Raw genomic sequence first — 6,496 nt, forward strand, 5'->3', positions numbered from 1 at the left:
ACCCATAGACAAATACTATAAACAAAAGAACTTGCGCCTGATTTTAAGTGATCGTGCTGAAGTTATGTGAAAAGCGCCTGATAATGCTTTTGATATGATTTTTGCTTATCCTCTTCAAACATCTTATTGGACAGTATCAGCCGTATACTTCCAAGAGTGACATGGCCTATTCTTCATATTTTTGCCTGCTCGGCTGCAAACCTGCGCGATGTGGGGGCTTGTACGGGCTTTGAGGCTTGATGTCAGATCATTTCGTCCCTATGCCCGGTATTTTTCCAGGGCCTCCAATATGTCCTGCGGATGAATCGGCGTTCTGTTCGCCCGTACCCCTGTGGCGGAGTATATTGCATTGGCAACGGCCGCGACGGTCCCCGACACGTAACCTTCCCCCGCCTCCTTGGTATTGTAAGGGCGATCCTTCTTATACTCCTCGGTGATGACATCAAGATATTCCGTCTCCACCATGTCCAGCGCACAGGGAATCTTATACTCCAGAAAAGAGGGGTTTATTACACATCCGTCCTCTACCCTGACCTCTTCTGTCAGAATGTGCCCCTGTCCCATGGAAACCTGTCCGTCGATCTGACCTTCCACCAATGCAGGATTAAAAGGGAATCCGCAGTCGTGGGCGGTCGTGATCTTAAGAATCTTCACCGCGCCTGTCTCCGTATCCACTTCCACTTCTGCAACCTGGGCGTAATTGGAGTAGTTTTCGGTCCACCGGCCTTTGGCGTTAGCAAGGCTCGGGTGGATCGGCTCGTCCTTCATTGTTCGGAAATGACCCTCGCCTATTACGGGGTCACCCTTTTTCTTTGCAATGCTTATGGCAATTGCCCGGGCATATGATATCTTTCTGTCAGGAGATTCGCGTAAGAATATCTCCTTGTTTCGGGCCACCAGATCTTGCACGTCCACCCCAAGCTCCTCTCCGGCAATGGCAAAGAGCTTGTTCATGGCCTGCTGAGCGGCTTTTTTGGCCGCATTGCCCGTCACGTACGTGAGTCCGCTTATCCACGACCCGATGTCGATAGGGGTGGTCTCGGTATCGGCTGCATAGACCTGTACTTCTTCGATAGGTACGCCAAGCTCTTCCGCCACGATCTGACAAAGAACGGTCTCGCAGCCTTGCCCGACATCCACGGCGCCGGTCATGAGAGAGACGCTGGCATCATCGTTCAGTTTCACGATGATGGATGAACTGTTCGGATAGATGAGGGAACCGCCAAAATAGGCCGTTGTGCCGATCCCTATGCCGCGTTTTATCTTTGAATCCGTCTTACGGCTCTTTCTCGCCGCCTCGTGTTTGTTCCTGAAGTCCGTCCGGTCGGCCGCTTTTACAATGCACTCTGTCAATCCAAAGTTCTTTACGGAGTCTCCGTTTGGCAATGTCTCGCCCGGTCTGCGGGCATTCCGCAGGCGGAACTCTATCGGGTCCATGCCCAGCTCTTCGGCAATCATGTCAAACTGGGACTCTGCGGCGAACCTCATCTTCGGCGCTCCGTGTCCTCTTTGAGGGGCGCGCACAAGGTTGTTCGTATAGATCGAATAGCCTTCATATTTCATGTTAGGCACCCGGTAAGGCGCCATGGCGAACCCCCACGCCAAAAAGATCACAACAACTCCGCTTCCGTGATATGCGCCACTGTCATTGATCGTACGGATCTCCTGCCCGAGGATCAAACCATCCTTTGTTACACCGGTCTTTATCTGAATAATCAGAGGCTGTGCGTGGCGTGAAGCCTTGAAGACTTCCTCTCGGCTGTATACGATCCTGACAGGCAGATGACATTTCATAGAGAGAAGGGAGCTTATGTATTCATGGTGGAACAGGTCAATTTTGCCCCCGAAGGCGCCGCCTACATAGGTTTTCAAAACCCTCACGTTGCTATATGGAAGCCCCAGCGTTCTTGCCAGTTTCGCTCTCTTGATAAAGACCCCCATGCTTGACGTCCATACGTTCAATTTTCCAGAATGGTCAAAATGCGTCACTGTGGCCTGCGGTTCCATGTAGCCGTGTGTCCGTATCTGGCAATAGTACTTGTCCTCACGGACGAGGTAAGAGTCACGGAATGCCTTTTCGATGTCACCCCATGAGGTTGCGGTCTTGCCGCCTATATTGTGGTATGGATCGTTGACCTTCGGGTTGTTCGGGTGGATCAGGGGGGCATCCGGTTTCATGGCCTCCTCTGGATTGAAGACCGCGGGAAGCGGCTCATACTCAACTTCTATCAGGGATAGAGCTTCTTCTGCCGTGTCCTCGTCAACAGCCGCGACTCCTGCTATATCCTCACCGACATGACGCACCATGTCTACAGCGATCGGATACTGGTCTGCAGGATAGCGAGGGGTCTCTACGAACCCGTGCTTGATCTTAAGGGAATCCGCCGCAGTAACCACTGCCTTGACGCCCGGCAGCCGTTCCGCTTTGCTTGTATCTATATTCAGAATCCGCGCATGAGGGTAAGGACTTCTCAGGACTTTCCCGACGAGCATTCCCGGCAACGTTACATCTACGGTATACTCTGCCTTGCCTGTAGCTTTAAGAGGTCCATCCTTTCTCGGTACCGACTTGCCTATATACGAGAAATTATCCATGGCTATTTACCTCCTTACAGCGCTTTGACCTGCCATCTTTATCGCCGTGACAATCTTGTTGTATCCGGTACACCTGCAAAAATTACCTGAGATCGCTATTTTGATGTCCTGGTCCGTTGGGGCAGGATTCCTGTCGAGCAGGGCCTTTGCCGTGAGTATCATACCTGGGGTGCAATACCCGCACTGAATGGCCCCGTGATCGACAAAAGCCTGCTGAATTGGATGCAGTCGGTCCCCTTCCGCCAACCCTTCAATAGTGGTCAATTCCTTCCCTGTTGCCTCCACCGCCAGATAGAGACATGATCTTACGGGAGCCCCGTCCAGTAGTATGGTGCAAGTACCGCACGATCCGTCGTCACAGCCCTCCTTGACCCCTTTCAGCATGAGGTCCTCCCTCAAGACTTCAAGAAGCGTCCGGTTAGGACTGACGGCCAGCTCATAATCGGTCCCATTTACTCTCAACGAGATTAGCTGCTTCGGTACTTTCTTCATGCGTTCTCCTTTCCCGTAATTGACCGGATGGCTGCACGGATGGCTTTTCCAGCCACCACAGGCAGCATTTTCCTTCTATAAGATCCTGAAAGAACAAGATTATTCGCCATTTGCGTACCTTTGTGCAACAATTCATTGAGGGCATCGAAGCTGACCGTATCAATCGTCTTTCCTGCTAAGAATTGGCCGGCTTCGACGACGACGGGTTTCGGCCCTGCCGCTCCGAGGACAAGGTCAGTTTTTGTAATTCGCCCTTCCCCATCAAGGGCGACGGAGGCAGCCGCCGAAACAAGGGGATAATCGACAGCAGGTCTCACGCGCATCTTCACGTAACTTGAACCGCTCTCTTTACCGGGGATGGGAAGGGTTACGCCGGCAATAAGCTCGTCGCCTGCCAGGGCAAAGGGTGTAAGACCATCGCCGGTGAAGATATCCCAAAGCGGAATGATCCTCTCTCGATTCTTTGCTTTAACAACCACGCTGCCGCCGAGGGCAATCAGCGCGGGAGCGAGATCACCGCAATAGACGCTGAAACATTTCTTTCCCTTGGGAACAGCGTGGCAGACATCCCCTCCGGCCTTGCGGCACGGAGGTTTTTCGAGCCGCCATGTCTTCGACTGGTTGTAGTATAGGCAACGGCTGTTTTGACGGATGTTGCCGCCAACGGTAGCAACATTACGGAGGGGCGGCGCACCCACGGAGCCCACCGCTTCATGGAGGGCCGGAAAATTACTCCTGATGACCGAGGATGACGATAGGTCTGCCAGGGATGTCATGGCCCCCACAAATACCTCCTTGTCACCGGCTTCAATTCCCTTGAAGTCGGTAAGATTCCTTAGGCTTACGATGATGGAAGGAGTTTCGAGGCCGTATTTCATGAGCGGTATAAGGTCGGTGCCCCCCGCCAACACCCGTGCGCCGCCATGATGTTCTTCCATGATCGAGAAAGCCTCTTCAATGGTTATCGGTTCCCGGTAATAGAAATAAGGTAATCTCATTAAGACCCTCCTATATCATAATAACCAACCAAGACAAAGGTGCTTCGCCGGAAAGCGCATATGAGAGGTATTTATGCCCTGTCTCCACGGACATCTGTGGTTTTCAGGACAATACCGGACCCAAGATGAACCTGCCTGTCCGATTCCTGATCAATACATTCGTCGTTCAACCGGTCCGTAGGTCTCTTTGCCTTTCCTCTGAGCCTCGGCAAGGTCCCCGGGTGCGGCCAGATCTATATTAGCCGTAATCTTTATGTAACCTTATATTATAGACATGCTGTCGGTCAACTGCTTATTGCATTATATGTGGTCGCAGGAAATAGTCGATGTCGCGCCGCTCTCCTTGTATGGCCATCCTTTTTCGGCCCCTGCGTGGGAATGAACCAACTGGTATTCATTCGAAAACGCTGGTGTAGCTGAAGTTTTCAACTGTCACGAGGGAGATTGTTCGCCCGCCGAAAATAAACATGTCGTCGGTTCTTCCCGGCACACCGTCGGCCATTCGCAGAAATATCCTTCCGCAATCATATTTCCTGTCACTGAACCACACGAAGTCTTTTGTCGCATAACGCAAAAGGAACTCGTCTTCACGGAAGAGATTGGATAGCGCAAGCTCGCCGGTCCCACCTTCAGTCATAGATTTAACGGCCTCCGCATTGAAGTATTCGGACATGAAAATACTATACTGTCATCATGCGCGTCACTTTGAACAACATATTCAAAAATATACAACTGATGTGCACATCGTCTTGTCTCCCGGCAAAATTTTCCGGAATCCGCTTTAAAATAGTTCCGGATGGAGTGGAGCCTGGCATTTGGCGGAGACTTCTGATGTGCTGGGCCCTAATGTTCTAATGCTTCCGGTCGTATCTCAGTAAAAAGTCAAGCGCTAAAGGGCGAAAACAAGAGGCTTGACACATGTTCGGAGGGGCAGTATAAGAAGAGGAGTTTTGGGCGCTTTAGGGCGCAATAAAGGAACCCGGTGACGGTCATGGACGTAATAGGGGCGGTCCCGCCGCTTTAACCGGGACGAAAACCAAGATAGCTGCTGAACTTGATTTGGGAAGGCTGGCGAGCAAGAATGAACCGGGCGTTAGAAGACTTTGCCCGAAAAAGAGTTCGCGTTCCGTGTGGGAGCGGAGCGGCCGATTCCCCGTGGAAGAAGAGGATAAAGTCAAACCAGGGCGCAACCCTCAGGGTATCTTTGCCTTGAGGATTTTTTGTTTATGGGGTGTGAGCGTCTGAAAGAGAGGCGGTCTTCGGGGCTGACAACGGAAAAAAGCTCGTGTCCGAAGAAGACTTGGACATGTACGGTAGACGCGGCATGATCATGCGCTCAAAAAAAAAGGGGGGGAGAAATGGAATTATTAAAAAATGCAGTGAAGAAGATAAAACCGGTGGAGGAAAAATGGGCCGTCATTGCCCAAGCGCGCCTTGACAGTCTCACAAAACCGCAGGACAGCCTGGGGAGACTTGAGGAATTTGTCAGGAGGTTGGTGGGAATAGCTAGGCACGAGATGCCGGTCCTTGATAAAAAGGTAATATTTACCTTTGCGGGAGACCACGGCGTGGTTGAGGAAGGCGTCTCCGCATTCCCGAAGGAAGTGACACCAGAGATGGTCCGTAATTTCCTTAATGGCGGGGCTGGCATCAATGTTCTGGCAAGGCATGCGGGATCGGATGTGGTGGTAGTCGACATGGGGGTTGATTACGACTTCGGCGGGGTTCCCGGTCTGGTCGACAGAAAGATCATGAGAGGGACCCGAAACTTCGTTAAGGGGCCGGCCATGACCAGCGAAGAAACAGTGCAGTGCATTGAGGCCGGGATAGAGCTTGCGGGTATATACGCATCAAAGGGCTACATGATTATGGGGACCGGTGATATGGGCATAGGCAACACCACGCCGTCGAGTGCCATCGCGGCGGTTGTTACCGGGAGAATTCCCAGAGAAGTGACCGGACGGGGCACTGGTATTACTGATGAAGGTTTGGCGAAAAAGATTGCGGTTATCGAGGCGGGAATCCGCTTCAATAGACCGGACCCTAAGGATGGTATTGATGTGCTTTCCAAGGTAGGAGGAACGGAGATAGGAGGAATAGCGGGGTTGATTCTCGGTGCCGCGTCACACCGTGTACCTGTGGTCGTGGACGGCCTCATCTCCACAGCGGGAGCTCTGATCGCTTATATCATAGAGCCTGCAGTAAAAGATTACATATTCGCGGCCCACAATTCGGTCGAACAAGGTCACCGAATTATGCTTGAAACCATGGGGCTTGCCCCGATCCTTGACCTGGGCTTACGGCTCGGGGAGGGCACAGGAGCTGCCCTAGCCATGATCCTCATTGAAGCAGGACTTAAGATATATAAGGAAATGACCACATTCAAAGAGGCAGGGGTATCAAAGGCAATT

5 protein-coding genes are annotated in these 6,496 nt (G+C 52.0%); 1 reads left to right on the forward strand and 4 read right to left on the reverse strand.

Annotation, left to right across the window (positions count from 1 at the left end; genetic code table 11):
- Positions 1-258: 258 nt before the first annotated feature.
- The 4 genes from LBQ00_08490 to LBQ00_08505 form a co-directional block, all read right to left on the reverse strand.
- Positions 259-2,595 carry a xanthine dehydrogenase family protein molybdopterin-binding subunit gene (locus LBQ00_08490; protein MDR2018884.1) on the reverse strand — a complete coding sequence of 779 codons (2,337 nt, stop codon included), beginning with the start codon at positions 2,593-2,595 and terminating at the stop codon, positions 259-261.
- A 6-nt stretch (positions 2,596-2,601) separates the two neighbouring features.
- Positions 2,602-3,087, reverse strand: coding sequence for a (2Fe-2S)-binding protein (locus LBQ00_08495; protein MDR2018885.1), 486 nt, complete (start codon positions 3,085-3,087; stop codon positions 2,602-2,604).
- Positions 3,084-4,085: an FAD binding domain-containing protein gene (locus LBQ00_08500; protein MDR2018886.1), complete on the reverse strand. Its 1,002-nt coding sequence runs from the start codon at positions 4,083-4,085 to the stop codon at positions 3,084-3,086. Before LBQ00_08500 ends, LBQ00_08495 begins: the two co-directional genes overlap by 4 nt.
- 394 nt (positions 4,086-4,479) lie before the next feature.
- A complete protein-coding gene (locus LBQ00_08505) occupies positions 4,480-4,722 on the reverse strand; it encodes a hypothetical protein (protein ID MDR2018887.1) in 243 nt (80 codons plus the stop codon).
- Positions 4,723-5,443: 721 nt separating this feature from the next.
- On the opposite strand from LBQ00_08505, the gene cobT reads away from it, so the two are divergent.
- Positions 5,444-6,496 (forward strand): nicotinate-nucleotide--dimethylbenzimidazole phosphoribosyltransferase (gene cobT / locus LBQ00_08510; GenBank protein ID MDR2018888.1); only part of this gene is annotated, 1,053 nt, incomplete at its 3' end.

This window comes from Syntrophobacterales bacterium, assembly GCA_031274925.1.
Taxonomy (GTDB): Bacteria; Desulfobacterota; Syntrophorhabdia; order Syntrophorhabdales; family Syntrophorhabdaceae; genus PNOM01.